Source organism: Streptomyces sp. NPDC005004 (assembly GCF_053600675.1).
Window position 1 is genome coordinate 109,931 of the sequence record NZ_JBSGAH010000013.1, and the last position, 23,164, is coordinate 133,094.

Annotated in this window: 21 protein-coding genes and 5 tRNA genes; 9 read left to right on the plus strand and 17 right to left on the minus strand. The window is 72.6% G+C overall.

Going from position 1 to position 23,164, the window contains the following annotated elements; translation table 11 throughout:
- Positions 1–30 precede the first annotated feature (30 nt).
- Together ACWEEU_RS20185 and ACWEEU_RS20190 are read right to left on the minus strand one after the other, a co-directional pair.
- On the minus strand, positions 31–852 hold the full coding sequence (locus tag ACWEEU_RS20185) for an aminotransferase class IV (protein ID WP_451733983.1): 822 nt from the start codon (positions 850–852) through the stop codon (positions 31–33).
- The gene (locus ACWEEU_RS20190) at positions 849–1,874 is read right to left on the minus strand and encodes a chorismate-binding protein (protein WP_385745190.1); all 1,026 of its coding nucleotides are present in this window, start codon (positions 1,872–1,874) and stop codon (positions 849–851) included. Before ACWEEU_RS20190 ends, ACWEEU_RS20185 begins: the two co-directional genes overlap by 4 nt.
- A gap of 229 nt (positions 1,875–2,103) precedes the next feature.
- Between ACWEEU_RS20190 and ACWEEU_RS20195 the strand changes: the two genes are divergently transcribed.
- The 5 genes from ACWEEU_RS20195 (at position 2,104) to ACWEEU_RS20215 (ending at position 2,583) form a co-directional block, all read left to right on the plus strand.
- Positions 2,104–2,176: transfer RNA gene (locus tag ACWEEU_RS20195), tRNA-Gly, on the plus strand.
- A gap of 37 nt (positions 2,177–2,213) precedes the next feature.
- Positions 2,214–2,287, plus strand: a tRNA-Cys gene (locus ACWEEU_RS20200).
- Position 2,288: 1 nt separating this feature from the next.
- Positions 2,289–2,360, plus strand: a tRNA-Val gene (locus ACWEEU_RS20205).
- Between the two features lie 26 nt (positions 2,361–2,386).
- Positions 2,387–2,458: transfer RNA gene (locus tag ACWEEU_RS20210), tRNA-Val, on the plus strand.
- Positions 2,459–2,511: 53 nt separating this feature from the next.
- Positions 2,512–2,583: transfer RNA gene (locus ACWEEU_RS20215), tRNA-Val, on the plus strand.
- A gap of 53 nt (positions 2,584–2,636) precedes the next feature.
- Here ACWEEU_RS20215 and ACWEEU_RS20220 read toward each other — a convergent pair.
- The 3 genes from ACWEEU_RS20220 to ACWEEU_RS20230 all read right to left on the minus strand — a co-directional run bounded on the left by ACWEEU_RS20220 (position 2,637) and on the right by ACWEEU_RS20230 (position 4,365).
- Positions 2,637–2,924: a TFIIB-type zinc ribbon-containing protein gene (locus tag ACWEEU_RS20220; protein WP_356103182.1), complete on the minus strand. Its 288-nt coding sequence runs from the start codon at positions 2,922–2,924 to the stop codon at positions 2,637–2,639.
- A gap of 123 nt (positions 2,925–3,047) precedes the next feature.
- A complete protein-coding gene (locus ACWEEU_RS20225) occupies positions 3,048–3,968 on the minus strand; it encodes an aminoglycoside phosphotransferase family protein (RefSeq protein WP_451733986.1) in 921 nt (306 codons plus the stop codon).
- Between the two features lie 220 nt (positions 3,969–4,188).
- A complete protein-coding gene (locus tag ACWEEU_RS20230) occupies positions 4,189–4,365 on the minus strand; it encodes a hypothetical protein (RefSeq protein ID WP_385745118.1) in 177 nt (58 codons plus the stop codon).
- A gap of 638 nt (positions 4,366–5,003) precedes the next feature.
- On the opposite strand from ACWEEU_RS20230, the gene ACWEEU_RS20235 reads away from it, so the two are divergent.
- The gene (locus tag ACWEEU_RS20235) at positions 5,004–6,377 is read left to right on the plus strand and encodes a serine/threonine-protein kinase (protein WP_385745119.1); all 1,374 of its coding nucleotides are present in this window, start codon (positions 5,004–5,006) and stop codon (positions 6,375–6,377) included.
- A gap of 27 nt (positions 6,378–6,404) precedes the next feature.
- Here the strand turns inward: ACWEEU_RS20235 and ACWEEU_RS20240 are convergent, their stop codons facing one another.
- The 9 genes from ACWEEU_RS20240 to ACWEEU_RS20280 all read right to left on the minus strand — a co-directional run bounded on the left by ACWEEU_RS20240 (position 6,405) and on the right by ACWEEU_RS20280 (position 18,337).
- Positions 6,405–7,214, minus strand: a complete 810-nt coding sequence (locus ACWEEU_RS20240; protein WP_385745121.1) for a TrmH family RNA methyltransferase — start codon at positions 7,212–7,214, stop codon at positions 6,405–6,407.
- Positions 7,215–7,283: 69 nt separating this feature from the next.
- The gene (cobA, locus tag ACWEEU_RS20245; RefSeq protein WP_385745123.1) at positions 7,284–8,519 is read right to left on the minus strand and encodes a uroporphyrinogen-III C-methyltransferase; all 1,236 of its coding nucleotides are present in this window, start codon (positions 8,517–8,519) and stop codon (positions 7,284–7,286) included.
- Positions 8,520–8,692: 173 nt separating this feature from the next.
- Entirely contained in the window at positions 8,693–12,148 is a 3,456-nt protein-coding gene (gene cobT, locus ACWEEU_RS20250) for a nicotinate-nucleotide--dimethylbenzimidazole phosphoribosyltransferase (RefSeq protein WP_451733988.1), read from the minus strand.
- Between the two features lie 409 nt (positions 12,149–12,557).
- Entirely contained in the window at positions 12,558–13,775 is a 1,218-nt protein-coding gene (cbiE, locus tag ACWEEU_RS20255; RefSeq protein ID WP_451733990.1) for a precorrin-6y C5,15-methyltransferase (decarboxylating) subunit CbiE, read from the minus strand.
- 129 nt (positions 13,776–13,904) lie between these two features.
- Positions 13,905–14,552, minus strand: coding sequence for a GNAT family N-acetyltransferase (locus ACWEEU_RS20260; protein ID WP_451733992.1), 648 nt, complete (start codon positions 14,550–14,552; stop codon positions 13,905–13,907).
- 191 nt (positions 14,553–14,743) lie between these two features.
- Positions 14,744–15,577: a MetQ/NlpA family ABC transporter substrate-binding protein gene (locus ACWEEU_RS20265; RefSeq protein ID WP_451733994.1), complete on the minus strand. Its 834-nt coding sequence runs from the start codon at positions 15,575–15,577 to the stop codon at positions 14,744–14,746.
- 59 nt (positions 15,578–15,636) lie between these two features.
- Complete coding sequence (locus ACWEEU_RS20270) at positions 15,637–16,470, minus strand: MetQ/NlpA family ABC transporter substrate-binding protein (protein WP_385745133.1); 834 nt, start codon at positions 16,468–16,470, stop codon at positions 15,637–15,639.
- Positions 16,471–16,568: 98 nt separating this feature from the next.
- Positions 16,569–17,306, minus strand: coding sequence for a methionine ABC transporter permease (locus ACWEEU_RS20275; protein WP_451733996.1), 738 nt, complete (start codon positions 17,304–17,306; stop codon positions 16,569–16,571).
- Entirely contained in the window at positions 17,303–18,337 is a 1,035-nt protein-coding gene (locus tag ACWEEU_RS20280) for a methionine ABC transporter ATP-binding protein (RefSeq protein WP_356103205.1), read from the minus strand. The genes ACWEEU_RS20275 and ACWEEU_RS20280 overlap by 4 nt, the downstream gene beginning before the upstream one ends.
- Positions 18,338–18,935: 598 nt before the next feature.
- On the opposite strand from ACWEEU_RS20280, the gene ACWEEU_RS20285 reads away from it, so the two are divergent.
- Positions 18,936–19,295 carry a hypothetical protein gene (locus ACWEEU_RS20285; protein ID WP_451733998.1) on the plus strand — a complete coding sequence of 120 codons (360 nt, stop codon included), beginning with the start codon at positions 18,936–18,938 and terminating at the stop codon, positions 19,293–19,295.
- Between the two features lies 1 nt (position 19,296).
- Positions 19,297–19,722, plus strand: a complete 426-nt coding sequence (locus ACWEEU_RS20290) for a hypothetical protein (RefSeq protein ID WP_385745141.1) — start codon at positions 19,297–19,299, stop codon at positions 19,720–19,722.
- Between the two features lie 12 nt (positions 19,723–19,734).
- Here the strand turns inward: ACWEEU_RS20290 and ACWEEU_RS20295 are convergent, their stop codons facing one another.
- The 3 genes from ACWEEU_RS20295 to ACWEEU_RS20305 all read right to left on the minus strand — a co-directional run bounded on the left by ACWEEU_RS20295 (position 19,735) and on the right by ACWEEU_RS20305 (position 22,073).
- Complete coding sequence (locus tag ACWEEU_RS20295; RefSeq protein ID WP_018549075.1) at positions 19,735–20,232, minus strand: GNAT family N-acetyltransferase; 498 nt, start codon at positions 20,230–20,232, stop codon at positions 19,735–19,737.
- A 45-nt stretch (positions 20,233–20,277) separates the two neighbouring features.
- The gene (locus ACWEEU_RS20300; RefSeq protein WP_451734001.1) at positions 20,278–20,784 is read right to left on the minus strand and encodes a sigma-70 family RNA polymerase sigma factor; all 507 of its coding nucleotides are present in this window, start codon (positions 20,782–20,784) and stop codon (positions 20,278–20,280) included.
- A 113-nt stretch (positions 20,785–20,897) separates the two neighbouring features.
- Positions 20,898–22,073 carry a glycerophosphodiester phosphodiesterase gene (locus ACWEEU_RS20305; RefSeq protein ID WP_385745144.1) on the minus strand — a complete coding sequence of 392 codons (1,176 nt, stop codon included), beginning with the start codon at positions 22,071–22,073 and terminating at the stop codon, positions 20,898–20,900.
- A gap of 388 nt (positions 22,074–22,461) precedes the next feature.
- Between ACWEEU_RS20305 and ACWEEU_RS20310 the strand changes: the two genes are divergently transcribed.
- Complete coding sequence (locus ACWEEU_RS20310) at positions 22,462–23,091, plus strand: lysophospholipid acyltransferase family protein (RefSeq protein WP_237525710.1); 630 nt, start codon at positions 22,462–22,464, stop codon at positions 23,089–23,091.
- Positions 23,092–23,164 lie beyond the last annotated feature (73 nt).

Consider the following 23,164-nt stretch of genomic DNA (forward strand, 5'->3'; position numbering starts at 1 on the left):
CCGGGCCCTGTGCCGGCTCGCCTGCCCCGCTCAGGGGTTGAGGTCCTGCCGGGACCGCTCGTCGAAGATCCGCATCGCCTTGGCGGTCACCGGGCCCGGGGCTCCGGGCAGTTCACGGCCGTCGACGCGGTGCACGGCCTGGACGTCGCGCAGGGTGGAGGTCAGGAAGATCTCCTCGGCCCGCTCCAGGACGTCCAGCGGGAGGTCGGTCTCCTTGGCTCCGGCCCACTCCACGGTGAGGGCGCGGGTGATGCCCGCGAGGCAGCCGGAGGCGACCGGCGGGGTGTGGATCTCGCCGTCGAGGACGACGAAGACGTTGGAACCGGTGCCCTCGCAGAGCTGTCCGACGGTGTTGCCGAACAGCGCCTCGGACGCCCCCTGTTCGTGGGCGCGGGCGAGGGCGACGACGTTCTCGGCGTACGAGGTGGTCTTCAGACCGGTGAGCGCGCCGCGTTCGTTGCGGGTCCAGGGGACGGTGATCACGGCGGTGGAGTCGGGGCGGCGGGTGGTCTCGCCGAGGGCGACGAGCAGTGTGGGGCCGTGCTCGCCGCGGTCGGAGCCGAGCGGGCCGTGGCCACCGGTGTAGGTGATGCGCAGCCGGCCGAGCGGCATGGGGTTGGCGTCGAGGACGGCAGCGCAGGCGCGGTGCAGTTCGTCGTGGTCGGGGTCGGGCAGTCCGAGGCCCCGGGCCGAGCGGGTGAGCCGGTCGAGGTGGCGGGTGAGCGCGAAGGGCCGTCCGTCGACGGCCTTGACGGTCTCGAAGATGCCGTCGCCCACGGTGAGCCCGTGGTCGAAGACCGAGACGCGCGCGGAATCGGCGTCACGCAGTTCGCCGTCCAGCCAGATCCTCATGTGAGAGCCTCTCCACTTTCCTGGTACTCCCCCGACGCTATCGCGAGCAGCCGGGACGCCTTCAGTTCGGTCTCCCGCCACTCCCCCTCGGGATCGGATCCCCAGGTGATCCCGGCGCCCGCGCCGAAGCGGAGGGCTCCGGCGGCGCGGTCGATCCAGAAGGTGCGGATGCCGACGGCCAGCTCGGCGGTGCCCCGGTCGGCGTCGACCCAGCCGACGGCGCCGCAGTAGGGGCCGCGCGGGGCGGGTTCGAGGGCCTCGATGATCCGCAGGGCGCTGGTCTTGGGGGCGCCGGTGACCGAGCCGGGCGGGAAGGCGGCGGCGAACAGGTCGGGCCAGCCCGCGCCGGGGCGCAGTTCGCCCCGCACGGTGGAGACCAGGTGGACGAGCCCGGGGTGCTTCTCCACCGCGCACAGGTCGGGGACGGTGACGCTGCCGGTCTCGCAGACGCGGCCGATGTCGTTGCGGACCAGGTCCACGATCATCACGTTCTCGGCGTAGTCCTTCTCCAGGAGGTCGGCCTCGGTGCGGCCGGTGCCCTTGATGGGACCGGACTCGACGGTGCGGCCGGCGCGGCGCAGGAACAGCTCGGGTGAGGCGGTGGCGATCTCCACCCCGTGCTCCGGGAGCCGGATCGTTCCTCCGTGGGGGGCGGGGTTGCCCCGGGCGAGGAGGGCGGTGAGGGCGTCCACGTCGGCGCCCGGGGCGACGGGCGCGCTGAGCACGCGGCAGAGGTTGGCCTGGTAGACCTCGCCAGCCGCGATGTGCTCGCGGATGCGGCGGACGGCGGCCGTGTAGGCGGCGCGGTCGAGGGAGGAGGTCCAGGTGCCTGGCCCGGGCCCGCGCCAGGCGCCTGGGCGCGGGGCGGGCACCGGCTCTTCCCGTACGTGCGCGAAGCGGGCGCAGGTGAGGCCGCCCTCGAAGTCCGCGACGACGGCCCAGAAACCCTCGGAGTCCAGCGCGGCCGGGTCGCCCGTGACGTCCAGCAGGCCGGTGGCGACGCGGTCGCCGAAGCGGGCCATAGGGGGGAGAACGGGAGGAAGGTGAGGCACGTGGCCGAGTCTAGGCGGGCCTCTCCGGAGGCGGTCCGGCGATGGTCCGGCGATGTCCGCGGGGACCTCCGGGACGGCCGTGACCGTGCCGGTCGCGAGGTGCACCGCAGCACGCTGCGCAAACGCGTTTTTGTACTGGCCGAGGAATCCGCTAAAGTTCAACACGTCGCCGGGACGCGGAAGCGGACCGAAACGACAAGCGGACGTAGCTCAGTTGGTAGAGCGCAACCTTGCCAAGGTTGAGGTCGCGAGTTCGAGCCTCGTCGTCCGCTCGCAGGAACAGGGGTCTTCCCGATCCCCTACACTCCTGGTGGAGTGGCCGAGAGGCGAGGCAACGGCCTGCAAAGCCGTCTACACGGGTTCAAATCCCGTCTCCACCTCCAAGGACGATTAGCTCAGCGGGAGAGCGCTTCCCTGACACGGAAGAGGTCACTGGTTCAATCCCAGTATCGTCCACTGGATCTTCTCGAAGATCCGATCCCGCGCGATTAGCTCAGCGGGAGAGCGCTTCCCTGACACGGAAGAGGTCACTGGTTCAATCCCAGTATCGCGCACGCAGTGCCCACGACCCACTCCATGGAGTGACATCGAGTGATCGTGGTCCCGAGGACGATTAGCTCAGCGGGAGAGCGCTTCCCTGACACGGAAGAGGTCACTGGTTCAATCCCAGTATCGTCCACACACGAAAGAGCCCCGGCCGTCTCGTACGGCCGGGGCTCTTCGCTGTCCGGCTCAGCTCGAGAACAGCATGTGGCCGAAGCTCTTGTGGCGGTGGTGGCCGCCGTAGTGACCGCCGTGGCCGCCGTGACCGCCGCCGTGCGGGGCGCCCCAGGCGGGGGCGGGCGGGGCGGCCGGGTACGCCTGCGGGGCCGGGGGCTGCGCCCACTGGGACTCCACGCGGGTCAGCGCCTCCAGCTCGCCGTAGTCCAGGAAGATGCCGCGGCAGCCGTCGCACTGCTCGATCTGGATGCCGTTGCGGTTGTAGGTGCGCATGGGCGCGTGACACTTCGGGCACTGCATGGTCGGCTCAACTCCTCGCCGTAGGGTCCTGCTTGGTGTTTCCCCAGGGACAGACTCCGTCCTGCCCCGGGCGGTTGCATCGTGTTCGGGAAAATCGCAGCTCAACCGGTCGGGGACCGGCGCTCATCGAGCGGAGGCGATCATGCGGGCACAGGCGTCGACCACGGCCTGCTCGACCTCGTCCGGCGAACGGCCCGCGGCGAGCGCCTTGGTGAGCGCGAGGGCGGCGGTCTGCACGGTGAGGGCGCGGGCGGGCACGTCGAGGACCGGCCAGGGGTCGCCGTCGGGCGGTACGGCGGGGCCGCCCGCGGCGCGGTAGGCGTCCAGGAAGCGGGTCCACTCCTCGGGCGGCAGCAGCCCGCAGGCGTACCAGGCGGCGGGCCGGGCGAGGTCCCAGGCGGGGATGCCGGTGCCGAGGTCGTCCACGTCGATCAGCCGCCAGCCGCCGTCCGGCGCGGGACGGCGGACGAGCTGACCGAGATGCAGATCACCGTGGCAGAGGGCCGGAACGCCCGGAGCGGGTTCCTCGCCGCGGGCCCAGCCGGGCAGCGCGGCCCAGGCGTCCAGCACCGGCGCCGCGTCAGAGCGGGAAAGAGCCTTGGGGGACTTCTTCAGCCGGGCGATGGCGGCGGCCGCCTTGGCCGGGCCGCGCATCGGGGGCAGCCGGGTTTCCAGGGGCGCGCGGTGGAGGCGGGCGAGGAGGGTGGCGGCCGCTTCCCAGGGGGCGGCGTCGGGGTCGTCGCGGTCGACGGGGGTGCCGTGCGGCCAGTACGTGACGAGGCGGCCGTCCACGGTCTCGGGGGTGGTCCAAAGCGGGGCGAGCAGCACGTCCGGGAGACGGGCGGCCACCGTCAGGCGCCGGACGAGTGCCTCCGGGTCGGTGCCGGGGGCGTGGGCCTTCGCGACGGTGTCGCCGTGCCGGAGGACGGTGGCGTCGGGACGGTCGGCGAGGAGTCCGGTGGGGCAGGGGCAGTTGGCCGCCGCCGGGCCGGGGTGCGCGGTGGAGGTCAGGCGGGCGGTCAGGGCGTCTGGGGTCACGGTCACGGGGTCTCGGGGCTATTGGGCTGTGCGGCGAGGGTACGGGCAGTACGGGCAGCGGGCGGCGACAGCCCGCGTGAGTCCTGGCGGAGACGTGGACAGCGCAATGCCGGCGTAGCTCCCCAGCTACGCCGGCATTCGTGCCGTCCGCCGCACCCCCGTCCCCACGGGGTTTCAAGGATGGATGGATGTGCCCCGGACCGCTCTTCCGGGTCTGGAGCGCCGGTCAGCGCCCCAGCATCGCACCCACGGACGACGCCTGTGTGGCCACCGTCTCCCACCCGTCGAAGACGAGGAGGAGCAGCAGGGCCAGGGGCAGGGCCATGAGGGTCGCCACCGCGGGGTGGCGGCGGCCGGTCCGGCGGGTGCCGGGCGGGGTGCGCCTCGGTGCCGTGTGGGCCATGATCCCTCCAGGCTTTCCCTGGTCGTGCTCGGTGGTTCCTGTGTAGTTGCGCTTCGTGAGCAGCGGCGGGTGTGTGACCTCGGGGGACGAGTACCGCACCCGCCGCTTGACCTCAAATGTAGGCGCGGGGCGGTGTCCCCGGCGTCATGCCCTCGTATCGAATGGCGGGCCTCCCGGAGGATGAGCCCTTCCGCGCGGAGTACTCCCCTGGGTGGAGACCTCGCTCCGCTTCTCGGGGTCTTCCCGGAGGGGTCGCCCGTTGCCCGCTCCGGAAGAGCGCCGCACGGGTCGCTCTCCACCCACGGGTGGATACGTATGACTTCAGTCACTTTGACCTCCTCGCGGTGACCTGCGCGGTCCGGGCGCGGGGCGGCGCACGCGGTGACGGACCGCCGGAGAGAGAACCCGCGCGGGCCGTCCGCGCCGCCGACGGACCGAAGGGCGGACCTCAACCCCCTTGCCTGATTGACTTGTTGACATTCCCCGACTCCCAACAGCGCTGTAATTGACCGTCTGCTGACCGGGCTTCACCCGGTGTGGCCGTCCGCGCAATCCGTCGGTACCGGAGGGCGCGGCCTCTGCGCGCGGGCGGCCGTGGAAACGTAAGCTGGGCCCGTCACAGGGACCGGGCAGCGGGGATGAACATGGCGATGATGCGCCTGAGGCGCGAGGACCCGCGCGTCGTCGGCTCGTTCAGGCTTCACCGACGGCTCGGCGCGGGCGGGATGGGCGTGGTCTACCTCGGCTCCGACAAGAAGGGGCAGCGGGTCGCGCTGAAGGTGATCCGGCCTGATCTGGCCGAGGACCAGGAGTTCCGGTCGCGGTTCGCGCGGGAGGTGTCGGCTGCCCGGCGCATCCGGGGCGGCTGTACGGCGCGGCTGGTGGCCGCGGACCTGGAGGCGGAGCGCCCGTGGTTCGCGACGCAGTACGTGCCCGGGCCCTCTCTGCACGACAAGGTCGCCGACGAGGGCCCGCTGGTCGCGGCCGAGGCCGCGGCGATCGGGGCGGCTCTGTCGGAGGGACTGGTCGCCGTCCATGAGGCGGGCGTGGTCCACCGGGATCTGAAGCCGTCCAACATCCTGCTGTCCCCCAAGGGCCCCCGCATCATCGACTTCGGCATCGCCTGGGCCACAGGTGCCTCCACGCTCACGCACGTGGGTACGGCGGTGGGCTCCCCCGGCTTCCTGGCGCCGGAGCAGGTGCGCGGAGCGGTCGTCACCCCGGCGACGGACGTGTTCTCGCTGGGGGCGACCCTGGCGTACGCCTCGACCGGCGACTCGCCCTTCGGACACGGCAGTTCCGAGGTGATGCTGTACCGCGTGGTGCACGAGGAGCCCCAGTTGCACGGCGTGCCGGACGCGCTGGCCCCGCTGGTGCGCGCGTGCCTCGCCAAGGACCCGGACGACCGGCCGAGCACGCTCCAGCTCTCCCTGCGCCTGAAGGAGATCGCGGCGCGCGAGGCACAGGGTCTGGGCGAGGTACGCCCGCCCGCGCCGCGCACGGCGGACGGCGACCGGGGTGCCGGGCGCCTGGTGGACACCTATCCGGACCAGCAGCGCACGACCCAGCGCCGCCCCTCCCCCTCGGGTACGCCGCTGCCGCGCGGTGCCACGCCCGCCCGGGGCGGGACCCCCTCGCGGGGCGGCTCGCGGCCGGGCGCGTCCCGTACGACCCCGGCGCCGCGCCCGCGCTCCACGGGCAACGGCCGCCCCACGGGCCCCCGCAGCGGTGCGGGGCGCCCGGCGACCCGTACGACGGGCACCCGGCTGCGCCCGGCCAATCCCCGGCTGCTGCGTCAGCGGCTGTTCGTCTTCGTGGTGGTGACGCTGCTCGTGGCGCTCGGCATCGCCCTGGCGCAGGGCTGCACGGGCCCGTCCCGGGGGCTCGGCGGCACCGGCACCCACCCGGCGCACGGCCTGCCGACGGCGGGCGCGGAGCGCGGCGGGGCGTCGTTGGAGCAGGCGTACGACCCGACGCCACGGCCCGACGGACCCTCGTCCGCCGCCAAGTAGGGCACCGGCGGGGTTCTCCGGCTGGTTCTACGGCTTCCGGCAGGTCGCGTAGAAGGCCACCGCCGACGCGGCCGCCACGTTCAGCGAGTCGATGCCCGCCGACATCGGGATGCGGACCAGTTCGTCGGCCGCGTTCATGGCCGCCCGGGACAGGCCGTCGCCCTCGGTGCCGAGCATCAGGGCGAGCTTCTCGTGGTCCGCGGCGGCCAGTTCGTCCAGGGTGATGGAGTCCGGGCCCAGGCAGAGGGCGGCGATGACGAAGCCGGCCTCGTGGAGCGTGCCCGCGTCCTGCGGCCAGGAGTCGAAGCGCGCGTAGGGGACGGAGAAGACGGCACCCATGGAGACCTTGACCGCGCGCCGGTAGAGGGGGTCGGCGCAGCGGGGGGTGAGGAGGACCGCGTCCACGCCGAGCGCGGCCGCGTTGCGGAAGGCGGCGCCCAGGTTGGCGTGGTCGACCATGTCCTCGAAGACGGCCACGCGGCGGGCGGGGGCGAGGACTTCGGCGGCCGTCGGCAGGGCCTTGCGGCCCATGGAGGCCAGGGCGCCCCGGTGGACGTGGTAGCCGGTGACGCGCTCGGCCAGTTCGGGGCTCACGCAGTAGACGGGGGCGGGGAGTTCGTCGATGACGTCCCGCATCACCTCGGCCCACTTCGGGGTGAGCAGCATGGAGCGTGTGTCGTAGCCCGCCGCCCGGGCGCGGCGGATCACCTTCTCGCCCTCCGCGATGAACAGTCCCTCGGCGGGCTCGCGCCTGCGGCGCAGCTCCACGTCGGTCAGGTTCGTGTAGTCGTGCAGGCGGGGGTCGTCGGGGTCCGTGAGGGTGATGAGTTCGGCCACGGGAAGATGCTGCCTCGTTCTGAAGAGAGAAGAAAACGGTGGTGCGGGGCGCCCTCGGGAGCCGGGCCTTCAGGCGTCGGGCGTCGCCGGGCCCACCGCGACCACCTCACCGACCACGATCACCGCGGGCGGCTTCACGGCCTCGCGCCGTACCGTCTCCGCCACCGTCGCGAGCGTCGCGTCCACCCGGCGCTGGGAGGCGGTCGTGCCCTCCTGGACCAGGGCGACCGGGGTGTCCGGGGACTTGCCGTGGGCGACGAGGGTCTCGGCGATGCGGTCCATCTTGTCGACGCCCATGAGGATCACCAGCGTGCCGGTGAGCTTCGCGAGCGAGGGCCAGTCGACCAGGGAGCGTTCGTCGTCGGGGGCGACATGGCCGCTGACCACGGTGAACTCGTGGGCGACGCCCCGGTGCGTGACGGGTATCCCGGCCGCGCCCGGCACGGAGACCGAGCTGCTGATGCCGGGGACGACCGTGCAGGGGATGCCCGCCTCGGTGAGCGCCTGGACCTCCTCCATGCCCCGGCCGAAGACATAGGGGTCGCCGCCCTTGAGCCGCACCACGGACTTGCCCTGCTTGGCGTGCTCGATCAGGGCGTTGTTGATGGCCTCCTGGGCCATGTAGCGGCCGTAGGGGATCTTCGCCGCGTCGATCACCTCGACGTGCGGCGGGAGTTCGGCCAGCAGGTCGCGCGGGCCGAGCCGGTCCGCGATGACCACGTCGGCCTCGGCGAGCAGACGGCGCCCGCGCACGGTGATCAGGTCCGGGTCGCCGGGGCCGCCGCCGACCAGGGCGACGCCGGGGGTGCGGGTGCGGTGGTGGGGGGCGACGAGGGTGCCGTCGCGCAGGCCCGCCACGACCGCGTCGCGGACGGCGGCGGTGTGCCGGGGGTCGCGGTTGCGCGCGGTGGTGGTGAGGACGGCGACCGTGACGCCCTCGCTGGTCCCGGTGGCCGGGGTCCAGGCGGTGGCCGCGTCGGCGTCGTCGGAGCGTACGCACCACACGCGCTCGCGCTCGGCCTCGGCGGAGGCGGTGGCGTTGGCGACCGGGTCGCTGGTGGCGATCAGGGCGTACCAGGTGCCGTTCAGATCGCCCTCGGCGTAGGGCCGCCGCTGCCAGGTGATCTCGCCCGCGTCCGCCATCGCCTCCACGGAGGGCGTCGCCTCGGGCGAGACCAGCTGGACGTCCGCGCCCGCCGCGATCAGCGCCGGAAGGCGGCGCTGGGCGACCTGGCCGCCGCCGAGCACGACCACGCGGCGGCCGGCCAGACGGAGACCTACGGGGTAGGCGGGGTGTTCGGCCATGAGGTGCGGCTCCTCGTCCAGCTCTGCGGTCGGCGCGCTACGGCGGCGGAGCGGCCCTGACGTGCGGATTTTACGGCGCCGGGGCGGGTGACGGCACGGGCGGTCCGGTGGGTGAACACCGGACCGCCCGCCGCGCCCGTACATGTGCCCACCGCGCGGTGGGCGGTGGCCGTCTACTTCTCGGTGACGCCCGCCGAGTCGAACGTCGCGACCTCGTGCATCGCGCGCGCCGTGCTCTGCACCAGCGGCAGCGCGAGCAGCGCGCCGGTTCCCTCGCCCAGGCGCAGGTCGAGGTCGACCAGCGGGCGCAGGCCCAGCTTGTTGAGCGCGGCCACGTGGCCGGGCTCGGCGCTGCGGTGACCGGCGATGCAGGCGGCCAGCACCTCGGGGGCGATGGCGCGGGCGACGAGGGCCGCGGCCCCGGCGCTCACGCCGTCCAGGATGACCGGCGTACGCAGCGAGGCGCCGCCGAGCAGCAGGCCGACCATGGCCGCGTGCTCGAAACCGCCGACCGCCGCGAGGACGCCGATCGGGTCGGCCGGGTCGGGCTGGTGGAGTTCCAGCGCGCGCCGGACCACCTCGGTCTTGCGGGCCAGCGTCTCGTCGTTGATGCCGGTGCCACGCCCGGTGACCTCGGCCGGGTCGGCGCCGGTGAAGACGGCGATCAGCGCGGCGGACGCGGTGGTGTTGGCGATGCCCATCTCACCGGTGAGCAGCGCCTTGTTCCCGGCCGCGACCAGGTCGCGGGCGGTCTCGATACCGACCTCGATGGCGGCTCTGGCCTCCTCGCGGGTCATCGCGGGCCCGGCGGTCATGTCGGACGTGCCGCCCCGGATCTTGCGGGGCAGCAGACCGGGAGTCGCGGGCAGGTCGGCGACCACGCCGACGTCCACGACGCACACCTCGGCGCCGACCTGGCTGGCGAAGGCGTTGCAGACCGCCCCGCCGCCGAGGAAGTTGGCCACCATCTGGCCGGTGACCTCCTGCGGCCAGGGGGTGACGCCCTGGGCGTGCACACCGTGGTCACCGGCGAAGATCGCGACGGCCGCGGGCTCCGGGATCGGCGGCGGGCACTGCCGGGAAAGCCCCGAGAGCTGCGCGGAGATGATCTCCAACATGCCGAGCGCGCCGGCCGGCTTGGTCATGCGCTTCTGGCGCTCCCACGCCTCGCCGAGCGCCTTGGCGTCGAGCGGGCGGATCTGTGCGACGGTCTCGGCGAGCAGGTCGTGGGGTTCCTCTCCGGGCAGGGCGCGGCGGCCGTACGTCTCCTCGTGCACGACCCAGGACAGCGGGCGGCGCTTGGACCAGCCGGCCTGCATCAGCTCGGGCTCGTCGGGGAACTCGTCGACGTACCCGACGCACAGGTAGGCGACGACCTCCAGGTGCTCGGGCAGACCGAGCGCGCGGACCATCTCCCGCTCGTCGAAGAAGCTGACCCAGCCGACGCCGAGGCCCTCGGCGCGGGCGGCGAGCCAGAGGTTCTCGACCGCGAGCGCGGAGGAGTACGGCGCCATCTGCGGCTGGGTGTGCCGGCCGAGGGTGTGGCGGCCTCCGCGGGTGGGGTCGGCGGTGACGACGATGTTCACCGGGGTGTCGAGGATGGCCTCGATCTTCATTTCCTTGAACTGCTTCGCCCGGCCCTTGGGCAGCGACTTGGCGTACGCCTCGCGCTGGCTCATGGCGAGGTCGTGCATCGCGCGCCGGGTCTCCGCGGACTTGATGACGACGAAGTCCCAGGGCTGCGAGTGGCCCACCGACGGGGCGGTGTGCGCGGCCTCCAGGACGCGCAGCAGCACCTCGTGCGGGATGGGGTCGCCGCGGAAGCCGTTGCGGATGTCGCGGCGCTCGCGGATGACCTTGAGCACGGCCTCGCGCTCGGCGTCGTTGTACGCGGGGGCGGCGGGGCCCGCGGGTACGAGTGCCTCCGCCACGGCGGGCACGTCCTGGCTCTGCCCGTCCTGCTCGTCCTGGTCGGCGGCCCGGGTGTGCAGGTCCTCCGCGCTCTGGACGACGTCCGGCTCCTCGGTGACCTGCTCGGGCAGCCTCAGCGGCTGCGGCGGGGTCGGCGCGAGGTGCGGGGCCGTGGGAACCTGGCCGTCGACCGGCACGAACTGACCGAGCGTCCGGTCGGGCTGCGGCTCCAGCGGGACGGCGGAGGGCAGCGGGATCGCGGCCTCCTCGGCGTCCTGCGGCGGCGCGACGAGCTGGGGGCCCTGGGCGGGCGCGGGGGCCTCGGCGGCGGCGAGGGCGGGCTCGGCGGGGGCCGGGGTTGCGGCCTCGGCGGCCGGTACGGGCTCGGGTGCCTCGGGAGTCGCCTCGGCGACGGCCGGAAGGGGGGTCTCGGCCGGGGCCGGGATCTCGACGGCCGGTGCGGCGGCGGGGGTCTCGGGGGTCACCTCGGCGGCGGGCTCGGCCTCCGGCTCGACGGGGGCGACCGGCTCCGGCTGGGCCGCAACGGCCAGGTCGGGGGCAGCGGCGGTCGCCTCGGCCGGCTCGGCTTCCGCCGGGACGGCGGCCTGGGGCTCCGGCTCGACGGGCGCGGCGGCGAGCGGCTCCGCTTCGACCGGCGCGGCGGTCGGCGGCTCCGGCTGGACGGCCTCGGGGACGGGCACGGGGTCCGTCTCGACCGCGGCGGCGGCCTGGGCCGGGACGGTCGCGTCGGCCACCGGGGCGACCTCCGCCTCCACCGGCGCGGCACCCTGCGCGGGCTCCGGCTCGGCCTCGGCGGCGACCGGCTCCGCGACGGTGGGGACGGCGTCCGCCTCCACCGGCGCGACCGCCTCCGGCGTCACGGGGTAGACGGTCTCGACCGGCTCGGCCGGGGCCTCGACCGTGGCAACGGCCTCGACCGCCTCCCGCTGTTCCTGCGGCTCCTCGGCCGACGGAACGACGGCCTGGGCAGCCTCGGCCACCACAGCGGTGTCGGCGGCGACGCCGTACACCCCGTCATGGCCGTCCACCGGCTGGACCCCGTCGTGCGCGTGCACGACGCCGGTCGCCTGGGTGGCCATGCGGGCCATCGCGGCCTGGGCGGGGTCGGCGGTGGTCCCGGGGACCGGGCCAACCGTTTCGGCGGCCGGAGGCTGCACGGCGGCGGCCAGGTTCCACTGGCCGGTGCCCTGCGCGACGGGCTCGTGGAGGTGCTGGACCTCCGTGTGTTCGCCCCCGGCGGCCGGCGGGACGGGCTGTCGTACGGGCGCGCCCGCCGGACCTCGGTCGGCAAGCGAACGGACCGGGCTGGCCGAGGTGTCGGGGATGGGCGGGCCGAGGTGCAGCGGCCGGCGCGGCGGCTGCGGAGCCTGGCCGTGCGGGGCCGACAGGATGGGCGACGGCGTGACGGAGACGGGGCCCGCGTCGGGCAGCCGTACGCCGGTGAGGTCGACCTGGCCGCTGTCGCGCCCCGACGCCTCGTGCGCGCCCGGCTGGTGGACGGCCTCCACGACCGGTTCCGGTGCGGGCGGCGGCACTTCGTTGCCCCATGCGCCCTGGGCGCCCGGCAGCAGCAGGTCTTCATCCCCGGCGGGCGCCTCGGCGACGTAGGTGTAGCCGTGGGCGGGGGCGCCCGGCTGCTCCACCATGCCTGCGCTCTCCGGCTGTCCCTCGCCCGGGATCTGGCCGGTGTCGGTCATGCGTACCCCTCGCCCATCGCTTCAGTGCTCCTACGACCAGCTCACCCGGAACGGCGCACCGACCGCCCCGTAGTGAGAACGAGCGTCCGTGCCCGGCGGCACGAACGGCCGCCAGAAATGGCGACAAAGCCATTCAGTGGCATGAAAACCGCTGGTGCCATTGTCCCGCCGTCGCGCCGTCGCGACAGCGTGATCCGCGACTGCCCGTTGTGGACTGCGCCACGTCGCGCGTCCTGTGGTGTCGCCGTACCCCACCCGCCCTCAAAACGGGCGTGCGTTCCGGACATTGGCGAACGAACTCCCGGTACGCCGGTGCGGTACAACGATCGGCCAGCCTACCGCGCGCGGTACGACAACAGGATCACGGGGCGGTGGGAGCTGCCCTTTCCGCCCCGGTACGCCCCTGGCGTCAGCGCGGGGTCTCGCGGCGGGGCAGCTCGCCGCTGAGCAGGAACGCGACGCTCCGCTCGGTCTCCGTCCAGACACGGGTGTCGAGTTCGACGGCCTGGAGGAGGGCGCACTCGACGCGGTAGCCGTGTTCGGTCAGGTCGCGGCCGATGAGTTCGGCCGCGTCGCGGGTCGCGGCGTGGGTGACGATGCGCTGCGGGCGGCGGTCCGCGACGGCGGAGACGACGGCCGCTCCGCCGCCGCCGACGCGGACGACGTCGGGCTCGGGCAGGTTCTCCAGGACGTGCGGGGCCTGGCCCCTGACGATCTGGAGCTGGACCCCGTGGGCGCGTGCGACGGCGTCCGTGCGGGCGCAGGCGGCGGGGTCGTGGTCGACGGCGATGACGGCGGCTCCGGCGCGCGCCGCGTCCACGGCGAAGGCGCCCGCGCCGCAGCCGATGTCCCACACGAGGTCGCCCGTTCGGGGCCCCAGGCGCGCGAGTTGGGCGGAGCGGAGCAGTTCCGTCTCGCCCTCGCCGAGTCCGCCGCCGTACGCCTCGTCGGGCTGGGTCCAGCCGCGCGGGCCCACGGCGGGGTCGCGCCCGGCGATCCAGCCGCCGCCCTCGACGGCGCCGGGGTGGCCGCCGATGACGATGACGACGTTGGGGTCGCGCCAGGTGTGGTCGGCCGCCTTGTCGGAGGTGACGACGCTGACCCGTTCGTTGTCGGTGCCCAGTTCCTCGCAGATGACGAAGGTGCGGTGGACGCCGTCGAGGAGGAGTCCGAGTTCGGCGGGTCCGGCGCCGGGCGCGGTGAGGACGGCGACCTTGGGGTGGGCGCGGCAGACGTTGACGGCCCGGCGCAGGGTGCGGGGGTGGGCGACGACCACCTGGGCGTCGTCCCAGGGCATCCCGGCGCGGGCGAAGGCGGCGGCGACGGAGGAGACGCCGGGGACGACCTCGACCTCCAGGCCGAACTCCGGGTCGCGCAGGGTGCGGACGACGCCGAAGAACCCCGGGTCGCCGTCGGCGAGCACGGCTGCGGTGCCGCGGTGGGCGGCGATGCGGCGGGCGGCCAGGGCCAGGCTGCCGAGCCGGACGCGCTCGGCGGTGGGCGGGATCTCGGGCAGCGTCAGGTGGTGGGCGGCTCCCGCGACGAGCGTGGCGGCGCCGAGGGCGCCGCGTGCCGCCTCGGTCAGCGGCGAGCCGTCCCAGCCGATCACCGTGACCCGGTCGGCCATCGTCGTCAGTCTCCAGGTCTTCGCAGGTCGTCAGGGGGTGGCCCGAGCAGGGGCTCCGTGAGGTTACCTGGTCGGCCCGGGCGGGTGTGGGCCCGGGTGGTGTCCGGTCTCCTCGGACAGCGGAGCAGGTCAGTTCCAGTCGGAGTAGTCGGCGTAGGCGCCGAAGCCGCGGCTGTCGGAGAGCTGTTCCTCGGCGCCCTCCAGGTCCTCGGGCAGCAGGCTCCAGACGATGAAGTCGGTGCGCATGTCGGTCCAGGTGCCGTCCTCGGTGCGGACGTGCACTATGCAGGCGTTGCGCAGGACGCCCTCGCTGATGCAGCCGATCTTCTGGGCGACCTGCTGGGAGGCGGTGTTGTCGGCGGGGGTGCGGATCTCGATGCGCTCGAACTTCTGGTCGCCGAAGAGCCACCCGGCGGTGGCGAGCGCGGCCTCGGAGGCGTAGCTTTCGCCGCGGGCCCAGGGGGCGATGATGTACGACAGCTCGCTGGACCTGATCTGCCAGTCGGTCTTGGTGAGTTGGACGATGCCCACCAGGCGCTGGGTGAGGAACTCCGTGACGGCGAGGTCGAGTCCGCGTCCGGCGGTGCGTTCGGCGGGGGCGTACTCGGTGATCCAGTGACGGGCGCCCTCTTCCGTGAACGGCTGGGGCACGTCCGTCCAGGCGGCGACCTGTTCGTCGTTCATCATCTCGGCCAGTGCGGGCACGTCGTCCTCGTCGAGGGGGCGCAGCACCAACCGCTCCGTGCTGATGGAGATGTTGGGGAAGGTGCTAGTCATGCGCCGCTCCGTAACGTCGGATCGTTTCGTGAGGGGCCGTCAGGAAGCCCCGCTGAACTGCCAGCATGAAGCATGTAACCACTGAAACGCACGAGGGGCCCCTCCCCCGCCGTCCCCGTGCGTCACGGGGACCCCCTCGCGGGGTGCGGGAGCGGGGCCGTACCTGCCGTGTGCGGCGGGCCGGAGGCGGGTCAGCTTCCGCTGACCGGCAGGACCGAGCCGTGGTACTTGTCCTCGATGAACTTCTTCACCTCGGGCGAGGTCAGCAGCTTGGCGAGCTTCTTGACCCGGGGGTCCTTCTCGCTGCCGCGCTTGACGGCGAGGAGGTTGGCGTACGGGTTGTTCTTCGCGGACTCCAGGTAGATCGAGTCCTTGGTGGGGCTGAGCCCGGCGTCCTGGGCGAAGTTGTTGTTGATGACGGCGGCGTCCATGTCTCCCAGCGAGCGCGGGAGCTGGGCGGCCTCCATCTCCTTGAACGTCAGGTGCCGGGGGTTCTTGACGACGTCCGCCGGGGACGCCTGGGTGCCGGCGTCCTTCTTCAGCCCGATGACACCGCTCGCGGCGAGGAGCTTGAGCGCGCGGGCCTCGTTGGTCAGGTCGTTGGGCACGCCGACGGTGGCTCCGTCGGGGAGCTTGGTGACGTCCTTGACCTTCTTGGAGTAGACACCCATGGGCGGCAGGTAGGCGTCGACCACCGGCACCAGGTCCGTGCCCTTGGACTTGTTGAAGTCGTCCAGGAAGGGCTTGTTCTGGTAGAGGTTCGCGTCGAGCGAGCCCTCCTGGAGCGCGGTGTTCGGCAGGACGTAGTCCGTGAACTCCTTGACCTGGAGCTTGAGTCCGGCCTTGGCGGCGAGGTGGCCCTTGATGTAGCCGAGCACCTCGCCGGCCGGGACGGGGGTGGCGCCGACGACGAGTGCGCCGTCCTTGCTTCCACCACTGTCCGAGGCCGAGCCCGAGCCGCAGGCGGTGAGGCCGAACCCGAGCGGGAGGGCGGCGGCCACCGCGAGCCATACGGTCTTGCGCATGTCGGTCCCCTTGTTCGTTCGTGCGCGTCAGTCGTGCGCGTCAGTCGTGCGCGTCGCGATCAGAACGAGGGGATGACGGAGCCCTGGTACTTGTCCTCGATGAACTTCTTCACCTCGGGCGAGGTCAGCAGCTTGGCGAGCTTCTTGACCCGCGGGTCCTTCTCGTTGCCCTTCTTCACCGCGAGGAAGTTGCCGTAGGGGTTGTTCTTCGGGGACTCCAGGACGAGGGCGTCCTTGGCGGGCTTGAGACCGGCGGATATCGCGTAGTTGCCGTTGACGACGGCGGCGTCCACGTCGTCCAGGGAGCGCGGGGTCTGGGCGGCCTCGACCTCCTTGAACTTCAGGTTCTTGGGGTTCTTGGTGATGTCGGCCGGGGTCGCCTCGTTGCCCACGCCGTCCTTGAGCGTGATGAGCTTGTTGGCGGCGAGCAGCTTGAGGGCACGGGCCTCGTTGACGGCGTCGTTGGGGACGGCGATGGTCGCACCGCTCTTCAGCGCGTCGGCCTGCTTGACCTTGTGGGAGTAGAGGCCGAGCGGCTCCAGGTGCACCGTGACGACGGGCACGATGTGGGTGCCGCGCTTCTTGTTGAAGTCGTCCAGGTACGGCTGGTTCTGGAAGTAGTTGGCACCGACGGAGCCGTCCTCGGTCGCCGTGTTCGGCGTGATGTAGTCCGTGAACTCCTTGACCTGGAGGTCGAGTCCGGCCTTCTTCGCCAGGTTCTTCTTGACGAAGTTGAGGATCTCGGCGTGCGGGGTCGGGCTCGCGGCGACGATCAGCGGTCCGCTGTAGTCGGAGGAGCCGGCGGAGTCCTTGCCGGAGCCGCAGGCGGACAGCCCGAAGGCGAGGGCTCCGGCGGCGAGGACGGCGGTGGTGAGCTTGGCGGTGTTACGCACGAAAAGTGCCTTTCCTTATGGTGGTGCGACCCCGTGTACGGGTGAACGGGGAGTCTGGGGGTGCCCCTCGGGGGGACGGCCGGACGGCCGGGATCGGCTCAGGCGACCTTGGAGATGTCGGCCGCGGCAGGTTCCGTGGCCTTCAGCAGCCGGAGCTTCGGCGCGGGTCCCGAGCGTCCGCCGCGCCCGTGCAGGGAGCGGGCCGCGAAGTCGCCGACGAACTGGATGAGCGAGATGACGACGGCGAGGATGCCGACGATGATCCACATCAGCTCGGTCTCGAAGCGCTGGTAGCCGTAGCGGACGGCGAGGTCGCCGAGGCCGCCGCCGCCGACCGTGCCGGCCATGGCGGAGTAGCCGATGAGGGCGATGATCGTCGTGGTGGTGCTGGCGATCAGCGAGGGCAGCGCCTCGGGGATCAGGACCTTGCGGACGATCGTCCAGGTGTTGCCGCCCATGGCCTGCACGGCCTCGACGAGTCCGCCGTCCACCTCGCGCACGGCGGTCTCGACCAGGCGCGCGAAGAACGGGATGCCGCCGATGGCGAGCGGGACGATCGCGGCGGTCGTGCCGATGGTGGTGCCGGTGACCCAGCGGGTGAAGCTCATCAGCGCGACCATCAGGATGATGAACGGCATCGAGCGGCCGATGTTCACGATCTGGCCGAGCACCTTGTTGGCCACGACGTTCTGGAGCAGGCCGCCCCGGTCGGTGAGGACCAGGAGGATGCCGAGCGGGAGTCCGACGGCGACGGCTATCAGCGTGGACCAGATCATCATGGTGAACGTCTCGGAACACGCCTGGGTCAGCAGGGGCTCCATCTCGGACCAGGTCACTTGGCACCATCCTTCACCAGCACGGGCTCCTGGCCCTGGACGTCGATCTGCAGACCCTGTTCGCGCAGGAAGCCGATGGGCACCACGTTGTCCTCGTAGCGGCCGGGCAGCTCGATGCGCATCCGGCCGATCTGGAGACCGCCGACGGTGTCGATGGCCGCGCCGAGGATCGAGATGTCGATGTTGTAGGTGCGCGAGAGCTGGGAGATGACCGGCTGGGTGGCGGCCTCGCCGTGGAAGGTGATGTCGAGGACGGTGCGGTCGTCGCCGGACGCCTCGCCGCCCACCGGGAACAGGGCGGACGCCAACTGGGAGCCGGGGGTGGCGAGCAGTTCGCTGACGGTGCCGGATTCCACGACGCGTCCCTTCTCCATGAGTGCGGCGGAGTCGCAGATGGACTTCACGACGTCCATCTCGTGGGTGATGAGCAGGACGGTGAGCCCGAGCTGCTGGTTGAGGTCGCGCAGCAGCTGGAGGATCGAGCGGGTCGTCTCGGGGTCCAGCGCGCTGGTGGCCTCGTCGGACAGCAGGACCTTGGGGTCGCCGGCCAGGGCGCGGGCGATGCCGACGCGCTGCTTCTGGCCGCCGGAGAGCTGGGCCGGGGTGGCCTTGGCCTTGTCGGCGAGACCCACCAGGTCGAGGAGTTCCAGCGCCTTGCGCGAGCGCTCCTTGCCGGACTTGCCGAGGATCTCCAGCGGCAGTTCGACGTTGTCCTGCACGGTCCGCGAGGACAGCAGGTTGAAGTGCTGGAAGACCATGCCGATGTGCGAGCGCGCCCGGCGCAGGTCCCGTCCGGCGCGCGGTCCGCGCCCCGCGAGCGCGGTGAGGTCCTGGCCCGCCACGGTCACGGTGCCGGCGGTGGGGCGCTCCAGCAGGTTGACGCAGCGGATCAGGGAGGACTTCCCGGCGCCGGACTGGCCGATGACGCCGTAGACCTCGCCTTCGCGGACGTGGAGGTCCACGCCGTCGAGGGCGGTGACCTCGCGGCCTCGGGAGCGGTAGACCTTGGTCAGGCCCGATGTCGTGATCACAGGATTTCCGTCACTGTCGAGTGCGCGGGCGCGGGTGGGCCCGGCACGGGTGCTTGCGTTCGATGGGGACGCGGCACGGTTCTCGCGGTGGCGATGGGGACCGGGGTGGAGCCCGGGGAGAACGTCGTGTGCGCGAAAGGCGGCACGGGTCCGGTACGCCGGTGTTCCGGACGATCGGCCGCGGCTCTCGCTTCGGGGCGCGAGGCTCAGATGGTGCGGGGGCCCTCTAGAAGGCGCACATTCGACACATACAGCGAGCACCGGGCGTCATGGTCGCCTCGGTCGCAAGAGTGCGGCTGCTCGTCGTGGTCATGCGGGCCAGTAAAGCAGACGGACGCTCCTGACCGGAGAACGCTGTCCACATGCTGGACAGCCGCGGACAGTCCTGGTGGACGGGGTGGACGCGGGCGTTCCCCCTGCTCCCGCCCGCTCGGCCAAGCCGGACAAGGGCACCGGGTCACCGGCCGGCAGGGATGCCGGACCCCTGCCCCGCGCGGCCTGTGGCCAACGCCACGGTGATCACATGAGCCGCGAACGGGAGGGGGCGCAGGCCGGGGGCGGCGGCGGGCGTCCGTTTCGGCCGTAATAAGGTCTCCGCATGCTCAACGCCCTCTTGCTGGTGACCGGGGTCGCCGCGCTGCTCCTGGCCGTTTGGTGCGGCTGGGCCGCCTACCGGGACCAGCCGACGAAGGACTGGCACCTGATCGGCATGGCCGTGGTGTCGGTCCTCGCCCTGGCGCAGTTGGTGGTCGGGGTCGTACGCCTCGCCCGGGGCGAGCGTCCCGAGCAGGGCACGACGATCTTCGTGGCGTATCTGCTGGGCGCGTTCGCGTGTGTCCCCGCGGCCGGGTTCATGTCGCTGGCCGAGCGGACCCGCTGGGGCTCGGTGACCGCCGCCGCGGGCGGTGTGGTCCTTGCCGTGCTCGAAGTACGGCTCTTCGACATCTGGGGAGGCTGACGTGACGGCGCTGGAGGAGAAGCCGGCCCGGTTGATCAGCGGGCCGGGCATGTTGCTCGTGTGGTTCTACGGCGTGATGGTCGTCGGCGCGGTGTCGCGCTCGGTGTACCAGATCGCCACCGAGTTCGACCGGGCCCCGCTCGCCTACTCGCTCTCCGCGCTCGCGGGCGTGGTCTACGGCTTCATCACGTACACCCTGGTGCGGGGCGGCGAGACGGCCCGCCGGGCGGCGCTGGTGTGCTGCGCCGCCGAGCTGGCGGGCGTGCTGATCGTGGGCACCTGGACCCTGGTCGAGCCGTCCGCCTTCCCCGACGCCACCGTGTGGTCGGACTACGGCCTGGGGTACGTCTTCATCCCCGTGCTGCTGCCGCTGTCCGCGCTGTACTGGCTGCGCAAGGCGCGGCTGCGCGCGGACGTCACGCGCTAGCCGGGCGGGGCGTCACGCGGTGGCCGCGTAGGCGCCGGCCTTCTTCTCCAGCACGATCATCTCCACCCCGTCGGCGCCCTGCGAGCGCCCGACCGCCTGGTATCCGGCGCGGCGGTACAACCGCAGCCCGGCGTCGCTGCGGTGGCCGCTGTGCAGCCGGAACACGGTGGCGCCGCGCTGCTCGGTCAGGGCCGCCTCGGCCGCGCCGAGGAGCCGGGCGCCGATGCCGTGACCCTGGAGGCGGGGATGGACGCAGAGGGTGCCGATGGCGGCGGCGCCGTCCTCGGTGAGCCTGCCGCGCACCGAGCCGACGATCTCGTCGCCGAGCCGGGCGACGAAGACGCAGTCGGCGGCCACCTCCTCGCGGACCGAGTCCAGGCTCTGGACGAGCGGGTCGATGCGGTAGTTGCCGTAGCGCGCCGCCTCGCTCTGGAAGCAGAGGTACTGGAGCCTGAAGATCTGTTCCGCGTCCTGCTCGGTCGCCGCCGAGATGGTCACGCTCATGCCCATGTGCGCACGCCTCCCGCTCACCTGATCAGCCGTCGTACCTCACACCTATCCCCGCACTCCGTCGGCCGCAACCTCCGGCGCGAGCAATCGCCGCAGACATCCCAGACATCGGGAACGTTCCGGGCCGAGACTGCCCTGTGAGATACCCAACTCCCCCGCGATCTCGCGGTAGGTGGGGTCCCGCGGGGAGAGCAGCGCCTCCAGGAGCCGGGGGCAGCGTCCGGGCAGCCGCTCGACCGCCTCGCGCAGCAGGCCGTACCGGGCGGCGGTGAGGGCGAGTTGCTCGGGCCCGGGCCGGGCGTCGTCGGCGGGCTCGGCGCCGTAGGGGCGCTCGCGCCGGAGGGTGCGGCGGCTGCGGCGCGCCTCGGCGCGCACCGCCCGGCGCAGCCAGCGCTGCGGGTCGGGCGGCGGTCCGTCGGCCGCCAGGCGCTCCAGGAGCCGTACCCAGACCGCCTGTTCCAGATCTCCCGGCTCGCTTCCGCCGGCCTGTGCCTCGGCGGAAGCCTCGGCCGTGAGCAGCGGGCGCAGGGCGGCCATCAGGTCGTGCGTCATATGCGCAACGACGCGCCGTCCGGCCCTGAGGTTTCCCGGACGGCGCGCCGTCACCCCGACCGGGGAGGCGGGGGCGCGGGGTTGACGCGGGGGCTCTGCCGCCCGCGGGGAGCTCAGCCGCCGAGGAAGTCGGCGCGGGCGAGCAGGGCGGTGTCGGCGTTGTCGGTGAAGACGCCGTCGATGCCGGTCGCGAAGTAGGTACGGAAGGCGCCGAAGACGTCGCCGTAGGCGTCCGGGGCGCTGCCCTTGCGGTACTCGGCGGGGAGGAAGGGGTTCTCGTTGCGCATCGTGTACGGGTGCAGGACCAGGCCGACCTTGTGCGCGTCCGCGACCAGGGTGGTGGGCTTGTCCAGGGTGCCGTCGGACTTCTTGGGGATGACCAGGTCGAGGGTGGGTCCGATGCCCTGCGCGTAACCGGCGATCTCCCGCAGACCGGCGGGGGTGACCAGGTCCGCGGTCGTGCGCGGGTCGCCGGTGTCCACGAAGTCGTAGGGGCGGCTGTCGGCGCTGGACAGCAGCACGACCAGCGGGTTGTCGACCAGGCGGTTCATGCGCTGGATGCTGGTCGGCTCGAAGGACTGGAGGATGACCGGGGAGTTGCGGCCGTCCTTGCCGTGCTGGTGGAGGAGCTTGGCGACCCGCTCCTCCAGGCCGAGGCCGAGCTTGCGGAAGTACGTGGGGTGCTTCAGCTCGGGATAGATCCACACCTGGCGGCCCAGCTCGCGGGTGCGCCGGTCCTGCCACTGGAGGACCTCTTCGAAGGTGGGGACGGGCCAGCGCCCGTTGTAGAGGGTGTTGTGCGGCCGGTTGGCGGGGATGCGCTCGACGGCGCGCAGGGTGCGCAGCTCGGCCAGTGTGAAGTCCTCGGTGAACCAGCCGGTGGTGGACACCCCGTCGAGGAGCTTCGTCCTCTTGCGGTCCGCGAACTCGGGGTGCGACGCCACGTCGGTGGTGCCGCCGATCTCCGGCTCGTGCCGGCAGACGAGGTGCCCGTCCTTGGTGGGCACCAGGTCCCCGGCCTCCACGATGTCGGCGCCGAGTTCGAGCGCCAGGTCGTACGAGCCGAAGGTGTGCTCGGGGCGGTAGCCGCTGGTGCCGCGGTGGCCGATGATCGTCGGCTTGGGCAGGCTCTTCAGCCCGCCTCCGCCGTGCGCGGCGTTGCGGGTCCCGGCCGCGCGGGCGGTGCCGGGCAGCCCGAGGACCGCGCCGCCCGCGCCGAGCACCGCGGCACCGAGCACCGCCCGCCGTCCGGTGGCCCGGGTGGACCCGTTCGTCTGCTCGCTCTCCATGCGCGCCTCCTGCGTCGGATCGTCGAATGCGCGCCGATCGTAGGGGCGGTGGGGTGACCGGGGGGAGACCCCGGTACGAACACGCGGGTGACAGGAGCTGTCCGGTGGGGGTGGTGAGGTGATGGTTCGTCGGGTCCGTCCGAGGGGGTCGCCGAGGGGCCGTACGGGTGCGACACCTGTCACACCGTAAGCACCCTCCGTGAGGAAGACCCGCAGGTAAACCCGCGTCAACATCGCGTAAGACCTCGGTGAACCGCGCGGGCCCGACGTGCGTTTCCCCGGTTGCCGCGAGTAATGTCCTCACCTGCACGGACTCATAACGATCCCGTCGGCCTCGGAGGACCTGTTGTCCCGCTTCGCCCTCATCAAGGCAGTGCTCGGACCGATCATGCGCCTGATGTTCCGTCCTCAGGTGGAGGGCATGGAGAACATTCCCGGCGACGGGCCGGTGATCCTGGCGGGCAACCACCTCACCTTCATCGACTCCATCGTGCTGCCGGTCGTCTCCAAGCGGCAGGTCTGCTTCATCGGCAAGGACGAGTACGTCACCGGCAAGGGCGTCAAGGGCCGCGCGATGGCCTGGTTCTTCACCGGTGTCGGCATGATCCCGGTCGACCGGGACGGTGCGAACGGGGGCGTCGCCGCGCTGATGACCGGGCGGCGGATCCTGGAGGAGGGGAAGATCTTCGGGATCTACCCCGAGGGCACGCGGTCGCCCGACGGCCGTCTCTACCGGGGTCGTACCGGTATCGCCCGGCTCACCCTGATGACCGGGGCGCCTGTCGTTCCCTTCGCCATGATCGGCACCGACAAGCTGCAGCCGGGTGGGAGCGGGATGCCGCGGCCCGGGCGGGTGACGGTTCGTTTCGGCGAGCCGATGGAGTTCTCCCGGTACGAGGGGATGGACCGGGATCGGTATGTGCTGCGGGCGGTCACGGATTCCGTGATGGCCGAGGTCATGCGGTTGTCCGGGCAGGAGTACGTGGACATGTACGCGACCAAGGCCAAGGCCGCCTAGTCTGCGTTTTCGGGTGCGGGTGCGTTGTGGGTGCTCGCGCGGTTCCCCGCGCCCCTTAGAAACTCCGCCCGGC